We start from the raw sequence: 23,324 nt of genomic DNA on the forward strand, positions 1-23,324 counted from the left end.
ACTGGCGGAGCAAGCAACCTTTAACACCGTCCTGTGAGGCGGAGAAGGGAGCGGCTGATGAGTGCACGCACCGTCCTGCACGAAGCCGATATCTCGCGGGCGCTGACCCGCATCGCGCACGAGATCCTCGAATCCAACCGCGGAGCGGACGACCTCGTCCTGCTGGGGATCCCCACTCGCGGCGTGACCCTCGCCGATCGCCTCGGGGCGCTGATCCGTGACATCGCCCGACGCCCCGTCCCGGTCGGAGCGCTCGACGTCACTCTGTTCCGCGACGATCTCGCCCAGCATCCGACCCGGTCGCCGCATCCGACCGACATCCCGTCCGGCGGCGTCGACGGCAAGACCGTGGTGCTCGTCGACGATGTGCTCTTCTCGGGCCGCAGCATCCGCGCCGCCCTCGACGCCATCCAGTCGGTGGGGCGGCCCGCCGTCGTGCGCCTGGCCATCCTCGTCGACCGCGGCCACCGCGAGCTCCCGATCCGCCCCGACTTCGTCGGCAAGAACATCCCGTCCGCCCGCAGCGAGCGCGTCAACGTGCGCCTGCGCGAGACCGACGGGATCGAGGAGGTGACGATCGGCGAATGAGGCACCTCCTCGACACCCGCACCCTCGACCGCGCGACCGCGCTGCGCATCCTCGACGTCGCCGAGGACATGGCCGGCACCCAGTCCCGCGAGATCAAGAAGCTCCCCACCCTGCGCGGCAAGACGGTCGTGAACCTCTTCTTCGAGGACTCCACCCGCACCCGCATCTCGTTCGAGGCTGCGGCCAAGCGGCTCTCCGCCGACGTCATCAACTTCGCCGCGAAGGGATCCAGCGTGTCCAAGGGCGAGAGCCTGAAGGACACGGCGCAGACCCTCGAGGCCATCGGAGCGGATGCCGTCGTCATCCGGCACCCCGGCTCCGGAGCACCGCAGACCCTCGCGACCAGCGGGTGGATCTCTGCCGGCGTCGTGAACGCGGGCGACGGGACGCACGAGCACCCGACGCAGGCGCTCCTCGACGCGTTCACCATGCGCAAGCGGCGCTACGGCGCGGACAGCCGCGGCCGAGACCTCGCGGGCCTCCGGGTCGTGATCGTCGGCGACGTGCTGCACTCGCGCGTCGCGCGCTCGAACGTCTGGCTGCTCACCGCACTCGGCGCGGAGGTCACGCTGGTGGCGCCGCCGACGCTCGTCCCGCAGAACGTGAGCCAGTGGCCGGTGCGCGTGCTCTTCGACCTCGACGAGGCGCTGGCCGAGGGTCCCGACGCGGTGATGATGCTGCGCATCCAGCTGGAGCGCATGAACGCAGCGTATTTCCCGACTGAGCGGGAGTATTCGCGGCGGTGGGGCCTGGACGCGCGGCGCACGGCCGGCCTGCCGGACGGTAGCATTGTCCTGCACCCCGGACCCATGAACCGCGGACTGGAGATCTCCTCGGAGGCTGCGGATTCGCCTCGCTCCACCGTGCTGGAGCAGGTCGCGAACGGGGTGTCCGTGCGCATGGCGGTGCTGTACCTGCTGCTGGCAGGAGAACGAGACGACGAACGAGGGGGAGACCTGTGAGCGAGACCCTCGTCATCACCGGTGCGCAGCTGCTCGGTGCCGAGAGCGCCGACATCGTGATCGAAGACGGCGTCATCGCCGAGATCGGCCACGGTCTGAGCCGTGCAGGAGCGCGCGCCATCGACGCCGACGGGCTGGTGGCGCTGCCCGGGCTGGTCGATCTGCACACCCATCTGCGCGAACCCGGCTACGAGGCGTCCGAGACGATCCTGTCGGGCACCCGCGCTGCCGCGGCGGGCGGCTTCACCGCCGTGTTCGCCATGCCCAACACCTCACCCGTGGCCGACACCGCCGGCGTGGTCGAGCAGGAGCTCGCCCTCGGCGAGGCGGCGGGGTACGCCACCGTGCAGCCCATCGGCGCGGTCACCGTCGGGCAGAAGGGCGAGCGCCTCGCCGAGCTGGGGGCGATGGCCGCCTCCCGTGCCCGGGTGCGCGTCTTCAGCGACGACGGCTTCTGCGTGTTCGACCCGCTCATCATGCGCCGCGCACTCGAGTACGTGAAGTCCTTCGACGGCGTGATCGCCCAGCATGCCCAGGACCCGCGGCTGACGGAGGGCGCCCAGATGAACGAGGGCGCCGTCTCGGCGGAGCTCGGACTCACGGGCTGGCCCGCGGTCGCGGAGGAGTCGATCATCGCGCGCGATGTGCTGCTCGCGGAGCACGTCGGGTCCCGTCTGCACGTCTGCCACCTCTCGACGGCCGGCTCGGTCGACATCATCCGCTGGGCCAAGAAGCGCGGGATCGCGGTGACGGCCGAGGTCACGCCGCACCACCTCCTGTTGACCGACGAGCTCGTGCGGGGCTATGACGCCCGCTTCAAGGTCAATCCGCCGCTCCGCCGCGAGGAGGACGTGCGGGCCGTCCGCGAGGGACTCGCCGACGGCACGATCGACATCGTGGCGACGGACCACGCCCCGCACCCCAGCGAGAACAAGGCCTGCGAGTGGCAGGCCGCCGCGAACGGGATGGTCGGGCTCGAGAGCGCCCTGCGCGTGGTCCATCAGGCCATGGTGCAGACCGGGCTCCTCGACTGGGCGGACGTCGCCCGTGTCATGAGCGCGGCGCCCGCGCGGATCGGTCGACTGACGGGTCACGGCACGCCGCTCGCGGTGGGGCAGCCGGCGCAGCTCGCCCTCTACGACGCCGCGGTGGACGGCGTGTTCACGGAGGCCGACCTGCACGGGCGCAGCACCAACTCGCCCTATCTCGGCCGTGCGCTGCCCGGCCGCGTCGAGTTCACGGTGCACCACGGGCGTGTGACCGTGGACTCCGGTGCCGTCGTCGAAGGGCTGAACGCGTGAGCGCCCGGGACATCGCGATCGCGATCACGATCGCCGTCGCGCTGCTGGTGCTCCTGTCGATGTTCCTCGCCTGGCGACGACGACAGCGGCGGGACTCCGCGATCGTCGCCCCCCTGGGGGTGCCCGAGCACGCCGAGGTCCTCGCCCGGCGGGAAGTGCTCTACGTGTCCACCACGAAGCACGACCAGCCGCTCGAGCGCCTCGCGATCTCTCCTCTGGCGTATCGCGCCCGCGGCGAGGTCGCGGTGACCGACCGTGGTGTGGCGCTCTGCCTCGACGGGGCCCCGACCGTCTTCCTCGCCTCGTCCCGCCTCGCCGACGTCGACCGGGCGACCGTGACGATCGACCGCGTGGTCGAACCGGGCGGGCTCGTCCGCATCTCGTGGCGGCCCGACGACGACACGACCGTCGACTCGTACCTGCGCGTCGTCGACGGCGACCCCCGAGCACTCATCTCCGACCTGCAGCGGCTCGTACCCGCCGCCCCCGATTCAGGAGCCACCTCATGACTCTTCCCGAAACCGCCGTCCTCGTCCTGGAAGACGGCACCCGTCACGTCGGCCGCGCGTACGGCGCCCGCGGCACGACGCTCGGCGAGGTCGTCTTCGCCACCGGCATGTCCGGCTATCAGGAGACGCTGACCGACCCGTCCTACGCCGGCCAGATCGTCCTGCAGACGGCGCCGCACATCGGCAACACCGGCATGAACGACGAGGACACGGAGTCCCGCCGTATCTGGGTCGCCGGGTACATCGTCCGCGACCCCTCGCGCGTCGTCTCCAACTGGCGCGCCAACGCCTCGCTCGACGAGATCCTCCTGCAGGACGGCATCGTCGGCATCAGCGGGATCGACACCCGCGCCATCACCCGGCACGTCCGCTCGGCCGGCTCGATGCGCGGCGGCGTCTTCTCCGGTGCGGACGCCGACCTGGACGCGGAGGAGCAGCTGCGGATCGTGCGCGAGGCACCGGAGATGACCGGCCGCAACCTCTCGGCGGAGGTGTCGGTCGACGCCGTGACCATCACGACGGCCATGGGGGAGAAGGTGGGGAACCTCGCGGTCCTCGACCTCGGCGTCAAGCAGGCCACCATCGACAACCTCGCCGCCCGCGGCTTCGAGGTCCACGTGCTGCCCCAGGACGTGACGATCGACGAGATCCGCGCGATCGACCCGGTGGCGGTCTTCTACTCGAACGGACCCGGCGACCCCGCGGCATCCGGCGACCACGTCGAGCTGCTGCGCGCCGTGCTGGACGACGGGCTGCCGTTCTTCGGCATCTGCTTCGGCAACCAGCTGCTCGGCCGCGCCCTCGGCCTGGGCACGTACAAGCTGCCCTTCGGACACCGCGGGATCAACCAGCCGGTTCTCGACAAGACGACCGGGCGCGTCGAGATCACCGCGCACAACCACGGCTTCGCCGTCGAGGCGCCGCTCGAGGGCTCCTTCGAGAGCCCGCACGGGTACGGTCGCGTCGAGGTCAGCCATGTCGGCCTGAATGACAACGTGGTGGAGGGCCTCCGCGCCCTCGACATCCCGGCCTTCTCCGTGCAGTACCACCCCGAGGCGGCCGCCGGCCCGCACGACGCCAACTACCTCTTCGACCGGTTCCGCGACCTGGTCGTCGCGACCCAGAAGGACGCCAAGTAATGCCCAAGCGCGACGACATCACCTCCGTCCTCGTCATCGGCTCCGGCCCGATCGTCATCGGTCAGGCGTGCGAGTTCGACTACTCCGGCACCCAGGCGTGCCGCGTCCTCCGCGAGGAGGGCGTACGCGTCATCCTCGTGAACTCCAACCCGGCAACGATCATGACCGACCCGGACTTCGCCGACGCGACCTACGTCGAGCCGATCACGCCCGAGGTGATCGAGACGATCATCGCCAAGGAGAAGCCGGACGCCATCCTGCCGACCCTCGGCGGGCAGACCGCCCTCAACGCCGCCATGGCGCTCGACGAGCGCGGCATCCTCGCCAAGTACGGCGTGGAGCTGATCGGCGCCAAGGTCGACGCGATCAAGAAGGGCGAGGACCGCCAGATCTTCAAAGAGCTCGTGATCGAGGCCGGCGCGGACGTGGCCGCCTCCGTCATCTGCCACTCGATGGACGAGCTGCTCGCCGGAGCCGAGAAGCTCGGATACCCGCTCGTGGTCCGCCCCAGCTTCACCATGGGGGGACTGGGGTCGGGCTTCGCCTACGACGAGGAAGACCTGCGGCGCATCGGCGGCGCGGGCCTCCACGACTCGCCCACCAGCGAGGTGCTGCTGGAGGAGTCGATCCTCGGCTGGAAGGAGTACGAGCTCGAGCTCATGCGCGACACGTCCGACAACACGGTCGTCGTCTGCTCGATCGAGAACGTCGACCCCGTCGGCGTGCACACCGGTGACTCCATCACGGTCGCGCCCGCGCTGACGCTGACCGACCGCGAGTACCAGCGCCTCCGCGACATCGGCATCGACATCATCCGCGCGGTGGGCGTCGACACCGGCGGGTGCAACATCCAGTTCGCGGTGAACCCCGAGAACGGGCGCATCATCGTCATCGAGATGAACCCCCGTGTGTCGCGCTCGAGCGCCCTCGCCTCGAAGGCCACCGGCTTCCCGATCGCGAAGCTCGCGGCGAAGCTGGCGCTGGGATACCGCCTGGACGAGATCCCGAACGACATCACCGGCGTGACGCCTGCGAGCTTCGAGCCGACGCTCGACTACGTCGTCGTCAAGGTGCCGCGGTTCGCGTTCGAGAAGTTCCCCGCGGCGGACGTGACGCTCACCACGACCATGAAGTCCGTCGGCGAGGCCATGGCGATCGGCCGCAACTACGCGACCGCGCTGCAGAAGGCGCTGCGCTCGCTCGAGAAGCGCGGGTCCAGCTTCCACTGGGGCCCCGAGGAGCGGTCCGTCGAGGAGCTCCTGGAGATCGCCAAGACGCCGACCGACGGGCGCATCGTCGTGCTGCAGCAGGCGCTGCGCAAGGGCGCGTCGATCGAGCAGGCGTTCGAGGCCACCGCCATCGACCCGTGGTTCCTCGACCAGATCGTGCTCATCAACGAGGTCGCCGAGCTGGTGCGGACCGCGCCCGAGCTCGACGCCGCCACGGTCCGCTACGCCAAGGAGCACGGCTTCTCGGATGCGCAGCTCGCGGAGATCCGCGGCGAGACCGAGGCGGAGATCCGCGGAGTGCGTCACGGCCTCGGCATCCGCCCCGTCTACAAGACGGTCGACACCTGCGCCGGCGAGTTCCCGGCGCTCACGCCGTACCACTACTCGAGCTACGACGCCGAGACCGAGGTCGCGCCGTCCGACCGCACCAAGGTCGTCATCATCGGCTCGGGACCGAACCGCATCGGGCAGGGCGTCGAGTTCGACTACTCCTGCGTACATGCCTCGTTCGCGCTGTCGGATGCCGGGTTCGAGACCATCATGGTCAACTGCAACCCGGAGACCGTCTCGACCGACTACGACACGTCCGACCGCCTGTACTTCGAGCCGCTGACGCTCGAGGACGTCCTGGAGGTGCTGGACGCGGAGTCCGCGAGCGGGACGATCCTCGGAGTCGTCTGCCAGCTCGGCGGTCAGACGCCGCTCGGCCTGGCCAAGGGCATCGAGGCGGCGGGGTACACGGTGCTCGGCACGAGCCCAGACGCCATCGACCTCGCCGAGGAGCGGGCGCTCTTCAGCGGGATCCTCGGCGCGGCGGGTCTGGTGGCGCCGCGCCACGGAACGGCGATCGACGTCGACGGTGCCGTCGCGGTGGCCGAGGACATCGGCTTCCCGGTGCTCGTGCGCCCGAGCTTCGTGCTCGGCGGACGCGGCATGGAGATCGTCTACGACTCGGAGAGCCTGCGCGACTACTTCGTGCGCACGGCGGGCGAGGTCGTCATCGAGGAGGGCAAGCCGCTGCTGGTCGACCGCTTCCTCGACGACGCGATCGAGATCGACGTCGACGCGCTCTTCGACGGCACGGAGCTGTACATCGGCGGCGTGATGGAGCACCTCGAGGAGGCCGGCATCCACTCCGGCGACTCGAGCTGCACCCTGCCGCCGATCTCCCTCGGACGCAGCGACATCGACCGTGTCCGCGAGGCAACGCTCGGCATCGCCTCGGGCGTCGGCGTGCGCGGCCTCCTGAACGTGCAGTTCGCGATCAGCGCCGGCGTGCTCTACGTCATCGAGGCGAACCCGCGCGCGAGCCGCACCGTGCCGTTCGTGTCGAAGGCACTCGGCATCCCCCTCGCCAAGGCCGCCAGCCGCATCATGACCGGCACGTCCATCGCCGAGCTCAAGGCCGAGGGCCTGCTGCCGGCGAACGACGGGTCGCGCGTGCCGCTGGGGTCCCCGGTCGCGGTGAAGGAGGCCGTGCTGCCGTTCAAGCGCTTCCGCACCAAGGACGGCAAGATCGTCGACTCGGTCCTCGGCCCGGAGATGCGCTCGACCGGAGAGGTCATGGGCTTCGACAAGGACTTCCCGACCGCGTTCGCGAAGAGCCAGGCGGCGGCCTACGGGGGCATGCCCACCGCGGGCACGGTCTTCATCTCGGTGGCCGACTCCGACAAGCGCGCCGTGATCCTGCCCGCGCACCGGCTGCAGCAGCTCGGGTTCACGATCGTCGCGACCGAGGGCACGGCCGAGATCCTCTCCCGCAACGGCATCGCCGTGACGGTCGTGGAGAAGTACAGCGAGACGCAGGAGTCGGGCGCCGAGAACATCGTCGACCTGATCAACGACGGCGCCATCGACATCGTGGTGAACACGCCGTCCGGGGGCGCGGCTCGCGCCGACGGCTACGAGATCCGCGCGGCCGCGGTCGCCGCCGACAAGGCGCTGTTCACCACCATGGCCGTGCTCGGTGCGGCCGTGAGCGGCATGGACGCGGCCGACGAGGGCTTCGACGTGAAGAGCCTCCAGGAGTACGCGCAGGACCGGAAGGCGGGCGTGTGAGCGCAGCGTTCGGCGAACGGGCCCGGGCCGGTATCGCGGCCCGGGGTCCGCTCTGCGTCGGCATCGACCCTCACGAGTCGCTGCTGGGCTCGTGGGGGCTGCCGGCCGATGCCGCCGGGGTGCGCGAGTTCGGATTGCGCGCGGTGGATGCCGCGGCCGACCGCGTCGCGTTCGTGAAGCCGCAGGTCTCGTTCTTCGAGCGCTTCGGATCGGCGGGCTACGCGGCACTGGAGGACGTGCTCGCCGCCGCCCGCGCGGCCGGCATCCTCGTCATCGCGGATGCGAAGCGCGGCGACATCGGCACGACCATGGACGCCTACGCCGCCGCCTGGCTGACGCCCGGTGCGCCGCTCGAGGCGGATGCGCTCACCGTGAACCCGTATCTCGGCGTCGGTGCGCTCGACGGCGCATCCGCTCTCGCCCGCGAGCACGGCAAGGGGCTGTTCGTGCTCGCCACGACCAGCAACCGCGAGGCGGAGGGGCTGCAGCGATCGACCGATGAGTCCGGCCGCACGGTCGCCGCCGGCGTGATCGCCGAGGTCTCGAGCCGCAACGCCCGAGACGTGCAGGGTGACGCGTGGGGGAGCGCGGGCTTCGTCATCGGGGCGACGGTGGACTGGTCGGATGCCGCGATCTCCGCGTTCACGCCCCCGGCGCCGATCCTGGCGCCCGGCTTCGGTGCCCAGGGCGCGCAGCCCGCCGACCTGCGGGCGCGTTTCGGCGCGATGTCGGGCTGCGTGATCGCCAGCGAGAGCCGCAGCGTGCTCGTCGCCGGCCCCGACCGGCTGGCGTCCGCCGTCCAGGCGCGCGTCGAGCAGTACCAGGAGGCCCTGCATGGCTGAGGAACGCATCGTCCCCGAGGTGGATCGTGCCGCCGCGGCGAGGAAGGCCGTGGAGCGGCGGCGTGCGCGCGCCTCGCTCAAGCGCGACCTGACCACGCGCGTCGTCTCGCCGCAGACCGTCCTGCGTCGCGCGACCGACGACCCCGAGTCCGTCGCCGGGTCCATGCGGATCACGGACTTCCTGCTCGCTCTGCCCGCGATCGGCGCCGGCAAGAAGGACCGGGTGCTCGACGAGCTCCGCATCTCGCCCGTGAAGCGTCTCGGCGGGCTCGGAGTCCGTCAGCGGGCGGCCCTCCAGGCGTGGCTCGACGGACGCTTCCCCGAGGCGCGTCCGCAGGGCTCGCGCAGCCGCCTGCTCGTCCTCGCCGGTCCGACGGCCGTCGGGAAGGGCACGGTCGCCGCGCACATCCGCGAGCACCACCCCGAGATCCATCTGTCGGTCTCGGCCACGACGCGCGCGCCGCGCCCCGGCGAGGTCGACGGGGTGCACTACTACTTCGTCGACGACGCCGAGTTCGATCGTCTGATCGACGAGGGGCAGCTGCTCGAGTACGCCGTGGTGCACAACCGGTCGCGGTACGGCACCCCCCGAGCGCCGATCGACGCCGCGCTGGCCGAGGGCAAGACCGTCCTGCTCGAGATCGACCTGCAGGGGGCGCGGCAGGTCCGCGCCGCCGAGCCCTCCGCCACGCTCATCTTCCTGCTGCCCCCGAGCTGGGACGAGCTCGTGCACCGGCTGGTCGGTCGAGGCACCGAGGATGCCGAGGAGCGGTCCCGCCGACTGCGCACCGCGAAGGTCGAGCTCGCGGCGCAGAACGAGTTCGACCACCTCGTCGTGAACGAGGACGTCGCCGCGGCGGCCGGCGAGGTCGTAGAATTGTCTTCAAGCTCTGCGCGCTGAGTCCTCTCGCGTGCCTGTGCACCGTCTTCGCGACGATCCCGTCGCCCGATCAGGAGGTCTCACCATGGCCGGACACCACAACAAGGGAATCATCGATCCCCCCATCGACAACCTGCTCGACCGGGTCGACTCCAAGTACGAGCTCGTCATCTACGCGTCGAAGCGCGCACGCCAGATCAACGACTACTACTCCGACCTGCACGAGGGCAACCTCTTCGACAACGTGGGTCCGCTCGTCGACTCGTCCGTCGAGGACAAGCCGCTCACCATCGCGCTGCACGAGATCAACGAGGACAAGCTCCGCCTTCGTCACGCCGAGTGATATCCGCGGACCGCGCACCGGCATTGTCGGTGGCGCGGTCCAGAATGGGTGAACCGCCCTTTCCCGCCCGATCCCGTTCTGGAGCCCTGATGAGCGCCCTGCGTCTGTTCACGTCCGAGTCCGTCACCGAAGGGCACCCGGACAAGATCTGCGACCAGATCTCGGACAGCATCCTCGACGGGCTCCTCGCGAAGGACAGGGACTCCCGAGTCGCGGTCGAGACCCTGGTCACGACGGGACTCGTGCACGTCGCGGGCGAGATCCGCACCGAGGCGTACGTCGACATCCCGACGATCGTCCGCCAGGTCGTGAACGGCATCGGCTACACGTCGAGCGAGACCGGCTTCGACGGCGACTCCTGCGGCGTCAGCGTGTCGGTCGGCGAGCAGTCCAGCGACATCGCGCACGGCGTCGACAACGCCAAGGAGCACCGCGACGGCTCCTCCAGCGACCCGCTCGACGGGCTGGGCGCCGGCGACCAGGGGATCATGTTCGGCTTCGCGACGAACGAGACGCCGCAGTTCATGCCGATGGCCGCCTGGACCGCGCACCGCATCGCCGAGCGCCTGACCGAGGTGCGACGCAGCGGTCTGCTGCCGTTCCTCCGTCCCGACGGCAAGACCCAGGTGACTCTCGGCTACGAGGGCTTCACGCCCCGCACCGTCGACGCGGTCGTCGTCTCCACGCAGCACCACCCCGACATCTCCCAGGAGGAGCTGCGGGCGCAGGTGCGCGAGCACGTCATCGCGCCGGTGCTGGAGACCACCGGCCTCGACCTCGACGACATCACCTACTACATCAACCCCGCCGGCCCGTTCGTGACGGGCGGCCCCAAGGGCGACGCCGGCCTCACCGGCCGCAAGATCATCATCGACACCTACGGGGGAGCGGCCCGCCACGGCGGAGGCGCCTTCAGCGGCAAGGACCCGTCCAAGGTCGACCGGTCCGGGGCCTACGCCACGCGCTGGGTCGCCAAGAACGCCGTGGCTGCGGGACTCGCCGACCGGCTCGAGGTGCAGGTCGCCTACGCGATCGGCGTGGCGCGCCCCGTCGGTCTGTACGTCGAGACGTTCGGCACCGGCAAGGTCTCGGACGAGGTCATCACCCGCGCGATCGACGAGGTGTTCGATCTGCGTCCCCAGGCGATCATCGAAGAGCTCGACCTGCTGCGACCGATCTTCGCTCAGACGGCCGCGTACGGCCACTTCGGCCGTGAGCTGCCGGACTTCACCTGGGAGCGGACCGATCGGGTCGAAGAGCTCCGCCGCGCCGCCGGCCTGTGACCGGGCTCCGGTTCCGATGACCGAGACGAGCCGGCGCATCGCGCGCGTGCTCCTCGATTCGCCCCTGCCGCAGCTCGACCGCCTGTTCGACTACGCCCTGCCCGCGGAACTCGGGGAGGTGCCGCTCGGCGTCCGCGTCCGGGTGCCGCTGCGGACGGCAGGGCGCGTGGTCGACGGGTACGTGATCGAGATCGGCACGGAGGACGACGCGGACCGGCCGCTCTCCGAGGTAGACAGCGTCGTGTCGACCGTGCCCGTGCTCCCCGAGCGCCTCCACCGGCTGGCTCGGAGCGTCGCCGACCGTGCCGCGGGCTCGGCATCCGACATCCTCCGGCTCGTGATCCCGAAGCGGCAGGTCCGCGTCGAGAAGGCCTGGACCGGGGACGCCGCCGCCGTCGTCCCCGAGCAGCCGAGTGTGGATCGCGCGGACGCCGTGATCGACCTCTACGAGGGGCTGCGCGAGGTGCTCGACGACGCGGGACGCGCGGCGGTCGAGGCGATCCCCGGCCTGCACGACGGCGCGCCGGCCTGGTCGGCCCTGCTCGCGGCGTCGGCGGTGCGGATGCTCGCCGGCGGACGGTCGTCGATCGTGATCGTGCCCGACCACCGTGACCTGGACCGTCTTCTCACGGCACTCGGCGAGCTCGTGCCCGCCGAGGCCGTGGTGCGCTACGACTCGCGGCAGACGAATCCGGACCGCTACCGCGCCTTCCTCCGCACCCTGGAAGACGCGCCCTGCATCGTCGTGGGGAACCGCTCCGCGGTGTACGCGCCCGTGCGGGCGGGACTGGTGGCCGTCTGGGACGACGGCGACTCCCTGCTCGGCGAGCCGCTCGCCCCCTATGTGCATGCGCGCGACGCGGCGCTGCTGCGCCAGGGACAGGAGGGGAGCGCGCTCCTGTTCGCCGGGCACACGCGGACGACGGATGTCGAACGGCTGGTCGGCCTGGGCTGGTTGCACGACGTCCGAGCGGAGCGCCGCGTGCTGCCCCGGGTGATCCTCAGCACCCCTCAGGAGATGGAGCAGCCCACGGCGCAGCGCATGCCCTCCTCCGCGTTCCTCGCGGCGCGAACGGCCGCGTCCGAAGGACCGGTGCTGGTGCAGGTGTCGCGGCCGGGCTTCGCCCCCTCGCTCGTGTGCGCGGAGTGCCGGGCGCCCGCCCGGTGCCCGCACTGCGGTGGCCCGCTCGGTGCCCGGCATCGCGGCGCCGTGCCGGTGTGCGGGTGGTGCGGACGCAGCGCGCGCGCCTGGACGTGCCCGGCCTGCTCGTCGACCAAGCTCCGACTGGCCTCGTCGGGCAGCGAGCGCACAGCGGACGAGCTGGGGCGTGCCTTCCCCGGGGTGCGGGTGATCGTCGCCGACAGCGCCCATCCCGTCGAGCGCGTCGATGCGAAGCCCGCGCTCGTGGTCGCCACGCGCGGAGCCGAGCCCCTGGCGAAGGGCGGGTACCGCGCGATCGTGCTGCTCGACGGCGCGCGCATGCTGCAGGCCCCGGACCTGCGCGTGGGGGAGTCGTGCCTGCGCTGGTGGTCGAACGCCGCCGCCCTCGCCGCGCCCGGCGCACCGATCCACCTCGTCGGCGTCGACGGGGGAACCGCGCGCGCACTCGCGACGTGGAACCACAGCGCATACGCGCAGTCGGAGCTCGCGAGCCGGGCTCCGCTGCACATGCCGCCGACCACCCGGGTCGCCCTCGTGGAGGGGACGGCGGCAGCCGTCTCGCGCGCGCTTGTCTCGCTCGGCGACCTCGCGCTCCCGAGCGACGCGGTGCTCGGCCCCGTCCCAATCGAGTCCGACGACGTCCCGCCTCGTGTCCGTGCGCTCGTGCGCTTCGACTACGGCGCCGGCACCCGGGTCGCGGCGACGCTGCGCGCGGCCGTCGTCGCCGAGGCCGTGAGCAGCCGGCGCGGCCGGGGCCGGAGTCCTCGGAGCACCCTCGCAGTCCGCCTCGATATCCTCGATCCCGAGCTCTGACCCTCCGGAGAACCTTCATGCGCCTCGTCTTCGCCGGCACCCCCGCCGCGGCCGTGCCCACCCTTCGTCGTCTCGCGTCCGAACACGACGTCGCCGCGGTCGTGACCCGTCCCGCTGCCCCTCTCGGCCGCAAGCGGGTGCTCACCCCCTCGCCCGTGGCCCAGGCCGCGGAGGAACTCGGGCTGCCGGTCATCGCGGCAGCCCGCCTGGACGAGGAGGCCACGACCGCGATCACGGCACTGGACGCCGACCTCGGGGTCATCGTCGCGTACGGCGGCCTCGTGCGGGAGCCCCTGCTCTCGGCACCGCGCTTCGGCTGGATCAACCTGCACTTCTCCCTCCTGCCGGAGTGGCGGGGCGCGGCGCCTGTCCAGCGCGCCCTCATCGCGGGCGATCCGGACCTCGGCGCGAGCGTCTTCCAACTGGTGGCGGAGCTCGACGCGGGAGACGTCTTCGCCGCGCGCACTGTCCCCGTGCCGGGCACCGCGACAGCCGGGACCGCCCTCGAGCTCCTGTCCGTCGACGGAGCGGAGCTGACCGCATCCGTGGTCCGGGGCATCGCCGACGGAACGGCTCGGGCGACGCCGCAGGAGGGCGAGCCGAGTTTCGCCCCCAAGCTCTCCCTCGCCGACGGCGCGCTCGACTGGGACGCGCCGGTCGAGAGGGTCTTCGCCCGTTTCCGCGGGGTCACCCCGGAGCCCGGCGCGCATACGACCATCGACGGGCAGATGCTCAAGATCCTCGACGCTGCGCCGGCGGCCGGTGAGAGCCTCGCACCGGGGTCGATCGCGGGGTCGAAGTCCGCGATCCTGATCGGCACGGCGTCCGCCCCGCTCGCCGTGACCCGGGTGCAGCCGGCCGGCAAGGGGCCGATGAACGCCGCCGACTGGTGGCGCGGTCAGCGGGGCGCCGAAGGAATGCGAGCAGGATCATGAGCAACGACGGCGATCGACGGCGCGGGCGTCTCCCCGCATCCCGCCCCCGGAGCGATGCGACCCAGCGCTTCGCTCGCGGTGGAGGTCAGCGGGGCCCCGCCCGCACCGTGCAGCCCGCGCGCCGGGTGGCCTACCGTGTGCTCCGCGCCGTGTCGTCGGAAGACGCCTACGCCAACCTCGCTCTCCCGCCGGCGATCGCCGAGGCTGGACTGACGCCGCAGGACGCCGCCCTCGCGACCGAACTGACCTACGGCACCCTGCGACGCCGCGGCACGTACGACGCGATCATCGCCTCGGCGGCGGATCGCCCGGTCGACGAGGTCGATCCGGCGGTGCTCGACGCCCTCCGTCTGGCGGTGCACCAGCTGCTCGCGACCCGGGTCGCCTCGCACGCCGCCGTCAACGAGTCCGTGAACCTGGTGGCGACCGAGGTCAGCCGCGGGGCCAGCAGCTTCGCCAACGCGGTCCTGCGCCGGGTCGCACGGGAGACGCCGGGGGACTGGCAGGACCGGATCGAGCAGGACGCGCGATCGGACGACGAGCGCCTCGCCCTGCGCACCGCCCATCCCGTGTGGGTCATCCGTGCCCTGCGTCGAGCCCTCGCGGCGGAAGGGCGGGTCGAGGAGCTCGCGGCGCTGCTCGAGGCCGACAACGCCTCGCCGGAGGTCACCCTCGTCGCGCTTCCCGGCCTCGCGGACCCCGCGGAACCCCACCGGCCGTACGCGCCGACCGCCTTCGGATCGCCCGGGGGAGACCCGCACCGCATGGTCGCGTCATCCCGCGGAACGGTCCGCGTCCAGGACGAGGGGTCCCAGCTGGTGGCGCTTGCGCTGGCTCACGCCGCGCCGATCCGCGCGGGCGAGAAGTGGCTCGATCTCTGCGCGGGCCCTGGCGGCAAGACCGCCCTGCTGGGCGCCATCGCGCGTCAGGAGGGCGTGCACCTCGAGGCGAACGAGGTCGTGCCGACGCGCGCACGGCTGGTGCGCAACGCGATCCGCGCGATCCCCGCCGACATCCCGGTGCACGAGGAGGACGGACGCATGCTCGCGGGCTCCCGCCGCGGCGAGTTCGACCGCATCCTCGTGGACGCCCCCTGCACGGGCCTCGGTGCACTCCGCCGTCGCCCGGAGGCGCGCTGGCGGAAGTCTCCGGCGGACGTCGCCGATCTCGTGCCGCTGCAGGAGGAGCTGTTGTCGTCCGCGGTCGATGCCCTGGCGCCGGGCGGCATCGTCGCCTACGTCACCTGCTCGCCGCATCTCGCCGAGACCACGGGTGTCGTACAGGAGGTCCTCCGCGGACGCGACGACCTCGTGGAGCTCGACGCGCGCGCGGTCCTCGCCGACGTCGCGCGTTCACCGATGGACCTCGCCGCCGACGGACGGGACGGATCGGGGTCCGCTCAGCTGTGGCCCCATCGTCACGGCACCGACGCCATGTTCCTCGCGCTCATCCAGCGCGCCCCGAAGGGAGACTAGACCGTGGACCAGCCCGCCGCCCCGCGCATCAACCCCAGCATCCTCGCGGCCGATTTCGTGAACATGCAGGCCGAACTCGCCCGCATCGCGAGCGCCGACTTCGCCCACGTCGATGTCATGGACAACCACTTCGTGCCCAACCTCACGTTCGGCCCCCAGATGGTCGAGCGCATCCAGGCGACGAGCCCCATCCCGCTGGACGTGCACCTGATGATCACCGATCCCGACCGCTGGGCGCCCGGCTACGCCGAGCTCGGGGCCGCGAGCGTCACGTTCCACCTTGAGGCCGCCGCCGACCCGGTCGCGCTCGCGCGCCGCCTTCGCGGCATCGGGGCGCGAGCCGGTATCGCGATCAAGCCCGGGACGGCGGGGGAGAGCCTCTACGACGTCCTCGACGAGTTCGATCAGATCCTCGTCATGACGGTCGAGCCCGGGTTCGGGGGGCAGGGCTTCCTCGCCGAGACGATGCCGAAGCTCCGCGGCCTCGCCGACGAGGCCCGACGACGGGGCTCCGACGTGTGGCTCCAGGTCGACGGAGGCATCTCCAACTCGACGATCGAGCAGGCGGCCGCGGCGGGCGCCGACACCTTCGTCGCGGGATCGGCCGTGTACGGAGCCGACGACGTCGAGGCCGCGGTCGCCCGGCTCAGAGCCCTCGCCAGAGCCGCTAGCCTGGAATCGTGAAGACTTTCGACGAGCTGTTCGCCGAGCTCAGCACCAAGGCCGAGACCCGACCCGAGGGCTCGGGCACGGTCGCGGAGCTCGACGGCGGCGTCCACACCATCGGCAAGAAGATCGTCGAAGAGGCCGCCGAGGTGTGGATGGCCTCGGAGTACGAGTCCGACGAGGCGGCTGCCGAGGAGATCTCCCAGCTGCTCTACCACGTCCAGGTGATGATGCTCGCGAAGGGCCTCTCTCTGCAGGACGTCTATCGACATCTGTGATGCGCACCGCCCATCCCGATTCGATCTGAAAGCCAGACATGCTGCGCATTGCCGTTCCCAACAAGGGCTCGCTGTCCGAGACAGCAGCCGAGATGCTCGCCGAGGCGGGCTACGCGGGTCGTCGCGACCCCAAGACGCTCCACGTCGTCGACGCCGAGAACGACGTCGAGTTCTTCTTCCTCCGACCGCGTGACATCGCCACGTACGTCGCCTCCGGCGCGCTCGACGTCGGCATCACCGGGCGCGACCTGCTGCTCGACGTCCGCCAGCCCGCTCGAGAGATCGAGCAGCTGGGCTTCGGCGGCTCCACCTTTCGTTTCGCCGGTCCTCCCGGACGCTTCTCGTCGATCGACGACCTCAACGGCGTCCGCGTGGCGTCCGCCTACCCGGGGCTCGTCGGCGCCTTCCTGCGCGAGCGCGGTGTCGACGCCGAGCTCGTGCAGCTGGACGGGGCGGTCGAATCCGCGGTCCGGCTCGGCGTGGCGGATGCCGTCGCCGACGTGGTGTCGACCGGCACGACCCTCCGGCAGGCGGGTCTCGAGATCTTCGGCCCGGTGATCCTGGAGTCGGAGGCCGTCCTCATCAGCCGTCCGGGAGACGCCGAGGGCACCGACACGCTCCTGCGCCGCCTCCGCGGGGTCATGGTCGCGCGCCGCTACGTCCTCCTCGACTACGACCTGCCGACCGAGCTCGTCGATCAGGCCGCCACGATCGCGCCGGGCCGCGAGTCGCCGACGATCTCGCCGCTGCGGGACCCCGCGTGGGTGGCCGTGCGCGTGATGATCCCGCGCTCCCGCGTGAACCAGGTGATGGACGACCTGTACGCCCTGGGCGCCCGCGCGATCCTGGTCACCGCGATCCACGCCGCGAGGCTCTGATGGCGCTGGCGCGCCGTGTGATCCCGTGCCTCGACGTCGCCGCCGGGCGCGTCGTGAAGGGCGTCAACTTCGAGAACCTCCGCGACATGGGCGACCCGGTGGAGCTCGCGCGGCACTATGCGGCGCAGGGCGCCGACGAGATCACCTTCCTCGACGTGACCGCCACGGTCGACGCCCGCACCACCACCTACGACGTGGTGCAGCGCACGGCCGAGCAGGTGTTCGTGCCGCTGACGGTGGGCGGAGGCGTGCGCTCGGTCGACGACGTCTCACGACTGCTGTCCGTGGGTGCGGACAAGGTCGGCGTGAACTCCGCCGCCATCGCGCGGCCCGAGCTGATCGGCGAGATCGCCGACCGTTTCGGTGCCCAGGTGCTCGTCCTCTCGCTCGACGTGAAGCGGGCGGGCACGACGCGCTCGGGCTTCGTCGTGACGACGCACGGGGGCCGCACCCAGACCACGCTCGACGCCCTCGACTGGGCGCGCGAAGCGGCGGAACGGGGCGCGGGGGAGCTGCTCGTGAACTCGATCGACGCCGACGGCACCCGCGACGGCTTCGACCTCGAACTCGTCCGGCTGATGCGCGAGGCGGCCTCCGTGCCGGTGATCGCGTCCGGCGGAGCGGGCGCGGTGGAGCACTTCGCCCCGGCGATCCAGGCCGGCGCGGATGCCGTTCTCGCGGCGAGCGTGTTCCACACGGGCGCGCTGACCGTCGGCGACGTGAAGGACGCGCTGCGCGCGGAAGGGATCCTGGTCCGATGAGCGATATCGACGATCGCATCTCCCGAGTCGCCTGGAACGCAGACGGACTGGCTCCGGTGATCGTGCAGCAGTGGGACACGCGGGAGGTCCTGATGCTCGCCTGGGTCGATCGGGAGGCGCTCCGACGGACGCTCTCCTCCGGGCGCGCGACGTACTGGTCGCGATCCCGCCAGGAGTACTGGCGCAAGGGCGACACCTCCGGGCACATCCAGGCGGTGCGCGAGGCCCGGCTGGACTGCGACGGCGATGCGATCCTGCTCGCGGTCGATCAGACGGGTCCCGCGTGTCACACGGGCACCCGCACGTGCTTCGACACGACGGATCTCGAAGCCGTCGTCGGGACCGGCGCGGAATGAGCCTGGCGAGACGCGGGCGGTCGATCACCCTGCTGGGGTTCGTCACCTCCGGGGCCATCGGCATCATCTCTTCGACCCAGACGTGGTTCACGGTGGAGCGCACCGACGCCGGCGCGGAGATCCTCGTGCCCGGTGCCTCCGCGCTCGTCCTGCTCGCCCCGCTCAGCCTGGCGGTCCTGGCCCTGGGCGCCGCGCTTTCGATCGCGGGACGCGCCCTCCGCGTCGTGTTCGCGGTGCTCGCGGCGGCGGCGGCGCTGTTCCTGGGCTGGTCGACCCTGCAGCTCCTGGTGACCGACCCTCTCGCGGCGGTCGGTCCGACCGTGACCGAGGCGACCGGGCTCGCGGGCGACACCGCGGTCGACGCCGTGGTGGCCTCGATCACTCCGTCGATGTGGCCGGGGTTGGCCCTGGCGGGGTGGGTGGTGCTCCTCGCCGCCGCCGTCTTCGCCCTGTCGACCTGGCGCCGCTGGAAGGCGGGCGGACGACGCTACCGCACCGCCGACGACGCTCCCGCGCACGGCGACGGGCCCGTCGATGCGATCGATTCATGGGACGACCTGTCCCGCGGAACCGATCCGACCCGCTGACCCCGATAGACTGATCCACGATCCCGCAGACGTTCCCCGGAGGAGACCATGACCAACCCGATCGCTGACCCCGGCCACGGACACTCGCCTGCGGCCTGGACCGCCGTCGTGATCATGCTCCTCGGCTTCGCCGCGGGAACCGTCGCCTTCTGCTTCGAGCAGCCGACGTTCGTCTGGATCTCCGCTGCCCTGATCCCGATCGGCGCACTCGTCGGCTGGATCCTCGCCAAGGCCGGCTACGGCGTGAAGGGCCCCAAGTACTCGCCGAAGGCGCACTAGTGGTCCTCGCCGACCTGACGGCCGGCGCTGTCGCGGACGCCGAGCGTCGTGCACTGACCCGCCCGCTGGCGGAGGTCGAGCGGATCGCCCTCGCGCGCCCCGCCGCGAAAGACGCGTTGACCGCTCTGGCCCCGTCGGAGCGGGTCAAGATCATCGCCGAGGTCAAGCGGGCGAGTCCGTCCCGCGGAGCGCTGGCGGACATCCCCGACCCCGCTCTCCAGGCATCGCTGTACGAGACCGGCGGCGCGTCGGCGATCAGCGTGCTCACCGAGGAGCGCCGCTTCGGCGGGAGCCTGGCGGACCTCGAGGCGGTCACCGCCCGCGTCTCGCTCCCGGTGCTGCGCAAGGACTTCATCGCGACGCGATACCAGGTGCTCGAGGCCCGTGCGGCCGGGGCCGACCTGGTGCTCCTGATCGTGGCGGGGCTCGAGCCCGCTGTGCTGCGCGACCTGTACGGCTTCATCGGCGAGCTCGGCATGACGCCGCTGGTCGAGACCCATTCCGCCGAGGAACTCGATGCGGCGGTGGATCTCGGGGCGCCGCTCATCGGCGTCAATGCGCGCGACCTGAAGACCCTCGAGCTCGACCGCGACCTCTTCGGCCGCCTGGTCGACCGCATCCCGGCCTCGACGGTGAAGATCGCCGAATCGGCCGTGCTCACCCCCGCCGACGTCGACCACTACCGCTCGGCGGGTGCCGACGTCGTGCTGATCGGGGAGGCGCTCGTCACGGGCGACCCGATCGCCACGCTCACGAGCTTCCTGGAGGTCTGATGACCGACGACCGGATCGACAACGCGCCGGGCAGCCTGCGCGCTCAGCACGGCCCGTACTTCGGCGCGTACGGCGGGCGATACATGCCCGAATCCCTGATCGCGGCCATCGACGAGCTCACCGTGGCGTACGAGGACGCGATCGCCGATCCGGCGTTCCGCGCGGAGCTGGCGGGTCTGCTCAGCTCGTACGCCGGCCGCCCGTCGCCCCTCACCGAAGTGCCGCGCTTCGCCCAGCACGCGGGCGGCGCCCGGGTCTTCCTCAAGCGGGAGGATCTCAATCACACCGGATCCCACAAGATCAACAACGTCCTCGGACAGGCGCTCCTGACGCGGCGACTCGGCAAGACGCGCGTCATCGCCGAGACCGGCGCCGGGCAGCACGGCGTGGCCACGGCGACCGCCGCCGCGCTCTTCGGGCTCGAATGCACCATCTACATGGGCGAGGTCGACACCGAGCGCCAGGCGCTCAACGTCGCCCGCATGCGCCTCCTGGGTGCCGAGGTCGTCGCCGTGACCTCCGGCTCGCGCACGCTCAAGGACGCGATCAACGACGCCTACCGCGACTGGGTCGCCTCGGTGGAGACCACCAACTACATCTTCGGGACCGCGGCCGGACCGCATCCGTTCCCGGCGATGGTGCGCGACTTCCAGAAGATCATCGGCGAGGAGGCGCGCGCGCAGCTCCTCGACGAGGCGGGTCGACTGCCGGATGCCGTCGTCGCCTGCGTCGGCGGCGGATCCAACGCCATCGGCATGTTCGACGCGTTCCTCGACGATGCGGCCGTGAAGCTGTACGGCGTGGAGGCCGCCGGACGAGGCGTCGACACCCCGCAGCACGCCGCGTCGATCGAGCGAGGCCGCCCTGGGGTGCTCCACGGCTCCCGCACGTACGTCCTCCAGGACGAGGACGGCCAGACCGTGGAGTCGCACTCCATCTCGGCGGGTCTCGACTATCCGGGCGTCGGACCGGAGCACTCCTGGCTCTCCGACATCGGTCGGGCGGAGTACATCCCCGCGACGGACGACGAGGCGATGCAGGCTCTGCGCCTGCTCAGCCGCACCGAGGGCATCATCCCCGCCATCGAGTCGGCCCACGCGCTGGCCGGTGCGCTGCGCCTGGGCCAGGAGATGGGACCGGATGCCGTCATCGCGGTGTGCCTCTCGGGGCGCGGGGACAAGGACATGGCGACGGCGGCGACGTACTTCGACCTGTACGACGCCACGACCACCGACGAGGAAGAGCGATGAGCCGCGTCGAGCGCGCCTTCGAGAAGGCCGAGGCGACCGGGCGCTCGGTCTTCGTCGGCTACCTGCCGGTGGGATACCCCGACCTCGCGACGAGCATCCGGGCCGCGGTCACGCTGGCCGAGAACGGTGTCGACATCATCGAGCTCGGCCCGCCGTACAGCGATCCCGTGATGGACGGCGCGATCATCCAGGAGGCCACCACCGCGGCGCTGGCCGCCGGTTTCCGGATGGCCGACCTCTTCACGGCGGTCCGCGCGATCACGGAGGCGACGGACGTCCCCGTGCTCGTCATGACGTATTGGAACCCGGTCGTGCAGTACGGCGTCGACCGCTACGCCGACGACCTGCTCGCCGCGGGCGGCGCGGGGCTGATCACCCCCGACATCACGCCCGAGGTGGCGGGGGAGTGGATCGCCGCGAGCGACCGCACCGGCCTCGATCGCGTCTTCCTCGCCGCCCCCACGTCCTCGGACGAGCGGCTCGACCTGGTCGTCGGCGCCTCGACCGGCTTCGTGTACACGGTGTCGACCATGGGCATCACCGGCGAGCGGGCCGCGCTCGACAGAGCCGCCCGGACACTGGTCGATCGTCTCCGCGCGCACGGCGCCACCCGCGCCTGCGTGGGGATCGGCATCTCCACGGCCGACCAGATCGCCGCCGTGTCGGAATACGCCGACGGAGCCATCGTGGGTACGGCCCTCGTCCGCGCCCTCCGCGACGGCGGTCTCCCCGCCCTCGCGGACGTCACCCGAACCCTGGCCGCCGGCACGTCGTCGCGGCCCTCACTCGAGAACTAGGATCGCACTCATGTCCTTCGCGCTCCACAGCACCGTCACCGGCGTGCTCGCCAGCATCCCCAGCCCTCCGGTCGCCTACGTCGACCTGGGACCGGTGCGCATCCACTTCTACGCGCTCTGCATCATCGCCGGCATCATCGTCGCGGTGCTGCTCACGAACCATCGGCTGACCAAGCGCGGCGCCGAACCGTGGGTCGTGATCGACATCTCGATCCTGGCGGTCCCGCTCGCGATCATCGGCGCACGCATCTTCCACGTCCTCACGCACCCGAACGACTACTTCGGACCGGGGAAGAACACCTGGAACCCGTTCGAGGTCGGCTCCGTGTGGGCGATCTGGGAGGGCGGCATCGCGATCTTCGGCGCGCTCATCGGCGGCGCGATCGGCGCGTACCTCGGCTGCAAGTGGACCGGCATCCGCTTCTGGACGTTCGCCGACGCCCTCGCCCCGGGCCTCCTGCTCGCCCAGGCCCTGGGACGCTTCGGCAACTGGTTCAACCACGAGCTCTTCGGCCTGCCGACGGACCTGCCCTGGGGCCTGGAGATCGAGTCCACGAACAGCGCCTTCCCCGCCGGCCTTCCGGACGGCACGCTGTTCCACCCGACCTTCCTCTACGAGGTGATCTGGAACGGCCTCGGAGTGGTCGTCCTGCTCTGGCTGGGCCGCAAGCTGTACTTCCAGTGGGGCCGCCTCTTCGCCGTGTACCTCATCTGGTACAGCGCGGGACGCGTGGTCTGGGAGTCCATCCGCATCGACCCGAGCGAGATCATCCTCGGCCTCCGCAGCAACGTGTGGGCCGCGATCATCGGCATCGTGGTGGGCCTCGTCATCCTCGTCGTGCAGAGCCGCCGGCACACCGGGCTCGAGGCGTCGCCCTACGTACCGGGGCGCGCGCGGAAAGACCTCGACGGCGCTGATGTACAATCGCAGGACAATACCTCTGACTTCGTCGACGTGAGCGAGCCTCCGGCGGAAGAGGTCAGCGCAGGAGCCACCGCCACAAGCACCGCTCCCACGAGCGAGAACGGCATCCGATAAGCCGCCACCTCGTGGCGCGAATCATTGCACTGAACGAGCGGGCCGACGTCGTCCCCGGTGTCACTTGAGTATCTGAGGACGGTGACTGGTGTACTTCCAGCCTCCCTACGGCGCTTCCGGCGCCTACCCCCCGAAGCAGGG

Annotated in this window: 24 protein-coding genes; all 24 read left to right on the forward strand. The window is 71.4% G+C overall.

What is annotated here, in order from left to right; genetic code table 11:
• Positions 1-57: 57 nt before the first annotated feature.
• Positions 58-588, forward strand: a complete 531-nt coding sequence (gene pyrR, locus AB3M82_RS00685; protein WP_412954832.1) for a bifunctional pyr operon transcriptional regulator/uracil phosphoribosyltransferase PyrR — start codon at positions 58-60, stop codon at positions 586-588.
• Entirely contained in the window at positions 585-1,550 is a 966-nt protein-coding gene (locus AB3M82_RS00690) for an aspartate carbamoyltransferase catalytic subunit (RefSeq protein ID WP_412954834.1), read from the forward strand. Before pyrR ends, AB3M82_RS00690 begins: the two co-directional genes overlap by 4 nt.
• The gene (locus AB3M82_RS00695; protein ID WP_412954837.1) at positions 1,547-2,851 is read left to right on the forward strand and encodes a dihydroorotase; all 1,305 of its coding nucleotides are present in this window, start codon (positions 1,547-1,549) and stop codon (positions 2,849-2,851) included. Before AB3M82_RS00690 ends, AB3M82_RS00695 begins: the two co-directional genes overlap by 4 nt.
• Positions 2,848-3,360, forward strand: coding sequence for a PH-like domain-containing protein (locus AB3M82_RS00700; protein ID WP_412954839.1), 513 nt, complete (start codon positions 2,848-2,850; stop codon positions 3,358-3,360). Before AB3M82_RS00695 ends, AB3M82_RS00700 begins: the two co-directional genes overlap by 4 nt.
• Positions 3,357-4,499, forward strand: a complete 1,143-nt coding sequence (gene carA / locus AB3M82_RS00705) for a glutamine-hydrolyzing carbamoyl-phosphate synthase small subunit (protein ID WP_412954842.1) — start codon at positions 3,357-3,359, stop codon at positions 4,497-4,499. Before AB3M82_RS00700 ends, carA begins: the two co-directional genes overlap by 4 nt.
• Positions 4,499-7,786, forward strand: coding sequence for a carbamoyl-phosphate synthase large subunit (gene carB, locus AB3M82_RS00710; protein ID WP_412954845.1), 3,288 nt, complete (start codon positions 4,499-4,501; stop codon positions 7,784-7,786). The genes carA and carB overlap by 1 nt, the downstream gene beginning before the upstream one ends.
• Complete coding sequence (gene pyrF, locus AB3M82_RS00715; protein WP_412954848.1) at positions 7,783-8,628, forward strand: orotidine-5'-phosphate decarboxylase; 846 nt, start codon at positions 7,783-7,785, stop codon at positions 8,626-8,628. The genes carB and pyrF overlap by 4 nt, the downstream gene beginning before the upstream one ends.
• Positions 8,621-9,529: a guanylate kinase gene (gene gmk / locus AB3M82_RS00720; RefSeq protein ID WP_412954850.1), complete on the forward strand. Its 909-nt coding sequence runs from the start codon at positions 8,621-8,623 to the stop codon at positions 9,527-9,529. The genes pyrF and gmk overlap by 8 nt, the downstream gene beginning before the upstream one ends.
• Before the next feature lie 64 nt (positions 9,530-9,593).
• Complete coding sequence (gene rpoZ, locus AB3M82_RS00725) at positions 9,594-9,851, forward strand: DNA-directed RNA polymerase subunit omega (RefSeq protein WP_045280265.1); 258 nt, start codon at positions 9,594-9,596, stop codon at positions 9,849-9,851.
• A gap of 89 nt (positions 9,852-9,940) precedes the next feature.
• Complete coding sequence (metK, locus tag AB3M82_RS00730) at positions 9,941-11,134, forward strand: methionine adenosyltransferase (protein ID WP_412954854.1); 1,194 nt, start codon at positions 9,941-9,943, stop codon at positions 11,132-11,134.
• Between the two features lie 16 nt (positions 11,135-11,150).
• Positions 11,151-13,109, forward strand: a complete 1,959-nt coding sequence (locus tag AB3M82_RS00735; RefSeq protein WP_412954856.1) for a primosomal protein N' family DNA-binding protein — start codon at positions 11,151-11,153, stop codon at positions 13,107-13,109.
• A 17-nt stretch (positions 13,110-13,126) separates the two neighbouring features.
• Positions 13,127-14,044 (forward strand): methionyl-tRNA formyltransferase, encoded by a 918-nt coding sequence (fmt, locus tag AB3M82_RS00740; RefSeq protein WP_412954858.1) that lies wholly within the window; start codon positions 13,127-13,129, stop codon positions 14,042-14,044.
• Positions 14,041-15,519, forward strand: coding sequence for an RsmB/NOP family class I SAM-dependent RNA methyltransferase (locus AB3M82_RS00745; protein WP_412954860.1), 1,479 nt, complete (start codon positions 14,041-14,043; stop codon positions 15,517-15,519). Before fmt ends, AB3M82_RS00745 begins: the two co-directional genes overlap by 4 nt.
• A 3-nt stretch (positions 15,520-15,522) precedes the next feature.
• Positions 15,523-16,203 (forward strand): ribulose-phosphate 3-epimerase, encoded by a 681-nt coding sequence (rpe, locus tag AB3M82_RS00750; RefSeq protein WP_412954863.1) that lies wholly within the window; start codon positions 15,523-15,525, stop codon positions 16,201-16,203.
• Positions 16,200-16,463 (forward strand): phosphoribosyl-ATP diphosphatase, encoded by a 264-nt coding sequence (locus AB3M82_RS00755; RefSeq protein ID WP_412954865.1) that lies wholly within the window; start codon positions 16,200-16,202, stop codon positions 16,461-16,463. The genes rpe and AB3M82_RS00755 overlap by 4 nt, the downstream gene beginning before the upstream one ends.
• A 38-nt stretch (positions 16,464-16,501) precedes the next feature.
• Entirely contained in the window at positions 16,502-17,341 is an 840-nt protein-coding gene (gene hisG / locus AB3M82_RS00760) for an ATP phosphoribosyltransferase (protein WP_412954867.1), read from the forward strand.
• Entirely contained in the window at positions 17,341-18,102 is a 762-nt protein-coding gene (gene hisF, locus AB3M82_RS00765) for an imidazole glycerol phosphate synthase subunit HisF (RefSeq protein WP_412954870.1), read from the forward strand. Before hisG ends, hisF begins: the two co-directional genes overlap by 1 nt.
• Positions 18,099-18,458 carry a phosphoribosyl-AMP cyclohydrolase gene (hisI, locus tag AB3M82_RS00770; RefSeq protein ID WP_412954873.1) on the forward strand — a complete coding sequence of 120 codons (360 nt, stop codon included), beginning with the start codon at positions 18,099-18,101 and terminating at the stop codon, positions 18,456-18,458. Before hisF ends, hisI begins: the two co-directional genes overlap by 4 nt.
• The gene (locus AB3M82_RS00775; protein WP_412954875.1) at positions 18,455-19,045 is read left to right on the forward strand and encodes a Trp biosynthesis-associated membrane protein; all 591 of its coding nucleotides are present in this window, start codon (positions 18,455-18,457) and stop codon (positions 19,043-19,045) included. Before hisI ends, AB3M82_RS00775 begins: the two co-directional genes overlap by 4 nt.
• 48 nt (positions 19,046-19,093) lie before the next feature.
• A complete protein-coding gene (locus tag AB3M82_RS00780) occupies positions 19,094-19,324 on the forward strand; it encodes a DUF6704 family protein (RefSeq protein WP_412954877.1) in 231 nt (76 codons plus the stop codon).
• A complete protein-coding gene (gene trpC / locus AB3M82_RS00785) occupies positions 19,324-20,097 on the forward strand; it encodes an indole-3-glycerol phosphate synthase TrpC (protein WP_412954880.1) in 774 nt (257 codons plus the stop codon). Before AB3M82_RS00780 ends, trpC begins: the two co-directional genes overlap by 1 nt.
• Complete coding sequence (trpB, locus tag AB3M82_RS00790) at positions 20,097-21,347, forward strand: tryptophan synthase subunit beta (protein WP_412954882.1); 1,251 nt, start codon at positions 20,097-20,099, stop codon at positions 21,345-21,347. The genes trpC and trpB overlap by 1 nt, the downstream gene beginning before the upstream one ends.
• Complete coding sequence (gene trpA / locus AB3M82_RS00795) at positions 21,344-22,144, forward strand: tryptophan synthase subunit alpha (RefSeq protein WP_412954884.1); 801 nt, start codon at positions 21,344-21,346, stop codon at positions 22,142-22,144. The genes trpB and trpA overlap by 4 nt, the downstream gene beginning before the upstream one ends.
• Before the next feature lie 10 nt (positions 22,145-22,154).
• The gene (gene lgt, locus AB3M82_RS00800) at positions 22,155-23,183 is read left to right on the forward strand and encodes a prolipoprotein diacylglyceryl transferase (protein ID WP_412954887.1); all 1,029 of its coding nucleotides are present in this window, start codon (positions 22,155-22,157) and stop codon (positions 23,181-23,183) included.
• Positions 23,184-23,324 lie beyond the last annotated feature (141 nt).

It is taken from the genome of Microbacterium californiense (genome assembly GCF_047246625.1).
GTDB lineage: Bacteria > Actinomycetota > Actinomycetes > Actinomycetales > Microbacteriaceae > Microbacterium.